3 protein-coding genes and 1 pseudogene are annotated in these 2,157 nt (G+C 61.7%); 2 read left to right on the plus strand and 2 right to left on the minus strand.

Annotated elements, in window-relative coordinates:
- Together ABYB95_RS22235 and ABYB95_RS22240 are read right to left on the minus strand one after the other, a co-directional pair.
- Positions 1-144: pseudogene (locus tag ABYB95_RS22235) on the minus strand (F0F1 ATP synthase subunit A); the annotation flags it as partial.
- A gap of 2 nt (positions 145-146) precedes the next feature.
- On the minus strand, positions 147-674 hold the full coding sequence (locus ABYB95_RS22240; RefSeq protein ID WP_372662122.1) for an ATP synthase subunit I: 528 nt from the start codon (positions 672-674) through the stop codon (positions 147-149).
- A gap of 130 nt (positions 675-804) precedes the next feature.
- Between ABYB95_RS22240 and ABYB95_RS22245 the strand changes: the two genes are divergently transcribed.
- Positions 805-1,731, plus strand: a complete 927-nt coding sequence (locus tag ABYB95_RS22245; protein ID WP_372662125.1) for an aminotransferase class IV — start codon at positions 805-807, stop codon at positions 1,729-1,731.
- A gap of 15 nt (positions 1,732-1,746) precedes the next feature.
- A complete protein-coding gene (locus ABYB95_RS22250; RefSeq protein ID WP_372662128.1) occupies positions 1,747-2,034 on the plus strand; it encodes a YbeD family protein in 288 nt (95 codons plus the stop codon).
- Positions 2,035-2,157 lie beyond the last annotated feature (123 nt).

Raw genomic sequence — 2,157 nt, forward strand, 5'->3', positions numbered from 1 at the left:
CAGCAAGACGCTGAGCACCACGGAATCCAAGTTGATCACGGAAAAGTCCACGATCGATTCCTGCTTGTGCCCCGTGTTGTTCAGGTGAACCAGGTGGTGGCGGATGTATTCGCCCGGTGTGAGCGTGTGTCCTTCAGCAGCCATGTCTATGAAGCCCTATCAACCGTTATTTTGGAACGACGGGTCTGGATCCAAAATCCAAACCAGTACACTTTCAGCACAACAACCAGGCCCGCCACCAGGGCAAGCCAGTTCAGGTCGGGAACGATTCTGGGCGCCGACCACAACATGGCCACCGTCAACAGAATCTTCACCCCTTCCCACAATACAAAACTCATGAACGCGGTCACCACGTGAGCCGACATTCGACGGGACAGGGCACTCTTCGTGATCCCCCAGGCCATCAAGGCCGTGGGCACCACCACCGATGCCGCGCCATACAGCACCGACCAAGCCACAGCAGACCGCTGCGTGAACAACCACGCCAGCAAACCCGCCACCAGCCCGACCAGCGACTGCACTCCCACCACGCGCCAAGGCGACAAGCCTGGCTGCGTGGCTCGCCACTGCAGGGCCTCTTCGGGCGTCAGCGGCTTGAATTCCGGCTCCGGCACCCCATCTTCCCAAGGGTCGGTCACTTGTGATGCCGACTCTGGCTTGCGCATTGTCGACATGGCAAATTACACGCGGGTTACAGTTTGATGCGATTGAGCACAGCCATTGATTATACGTAGAAACCCGAGGCCCCTGTCAAGCTCACCGACACGCCTTGCGCGACCGTGCAGGTCATCGACCGATAATCCCATGATGAACACCCCACTCCAGCGTTCGCCGGCCCTTCCCCGGTCGGACCTGCCGTCCACACTGTGCTACCTGAACGGTGCCTACGGGCCCTTGGCCGAGACCAAGATCAGCGTGCTGGACCGGGGCTTTATTTTTGGCGATGGCGTGTACGAAGTATTGCCGGCCTACGACGGGCAGGTGTTCTGCTTTGAGCAACACATGGCCCGGCTGGACCGCTCTTTGGGCGAACTGCGCATCAGCAACCCGCTGCCACGCAAAGCATGGCTGGAGATCGCCCTACGCCTGATCCAAGACCTGCAATCCAGCGGCCACTCTAACCACCAACTCGTCTATATACAAGTCACCCGGGGCGTGGCACTGCGCGACCATGTGATGCCGCCCGACCTGGAACCCACGGTTTTCGTGATGGCCAGCGACATGAAACAGCCCAGCGCCGAGCAACGTGCGCAAGGTGTGGCCTGTGTCACCGCCGACGATTTTCGGTGGCAAAAGGCGCACATCAAGAGCACCAGCTTGCTGGGCGCGGTGTTGGCCCGCCAGATCAGCGCGGACGTGGGCGCCACGGAAACGGTGATGTTCCGCGACGGATTCCTGAGCGAAGCGGCGGCCAGCAATGTCTGGGTGGTGAAAGACGGCACGGTGTTCGGCCCGCCCAAGGACCACTTGCTGCTCGAAGGGATCCGCTTCGGCCTGATTGAAGGCATCTGCCGCGACCTGGGGCTGTACTTCGAATTGCGCCGCATTGCGCGCGAAGAGGTCCTGCAAGCCGATGAATTGCTCCTGTCGTCGGCCAGCAAAGAGGTGCTGGCCGTGACCACGCTGGATGGGCACCCGGTAGGCCGCGGCGCACTGCGCGGCAAGCCCGGGCCAGTCTATGCACAACTGTATGCGGGCTACCAAGGGGCCAAGGCCCGTCTGGCCCATTGAAATGGAAGGTATGCCATGAACCCACCCCAAGAAATCCCACCCGAGCAATCGCTGATCGAATATCCGTGCCGCTTTCCCATCAAGGTGATGGGGGGCAACAACCCGGAATTCCTGGCCGCCATGCTGAGCATCGCCCGCGCGTTTGAGGCCGAGTTCGACGAGCAGATGCACGTCGAGCAACGGCCCAGCAAGGCCGGCAACTACCTGGGGCTGACCTTGTCGGTGCACGTGGTGCACCGCGAGCAGCTCGACGAGCTGTACCGCACGCTCACCTCGCATCCGCTGGTGAAGTACGTTTTATGAACGCCCTGCTGCGGCCCTGCAAAGTCGGCGCCCTTGTGTTGCGCGTGCGCGGCACCGACGCACCATGAAGCCAGGGCCGGCGGTGCGGCAGCTCGGCCAGGTGGCCTACGCAGCCACCTACGA

The sequence above is a fragment of the Hydrogenophaga sp. genome, assembly GCF_041633695.1.
GTDB lineage: Bacteria > Pseudomonadota > Gammaproteobacteria > Burkholderiales > Burkholderiaceae_C > Hydrogenophaga.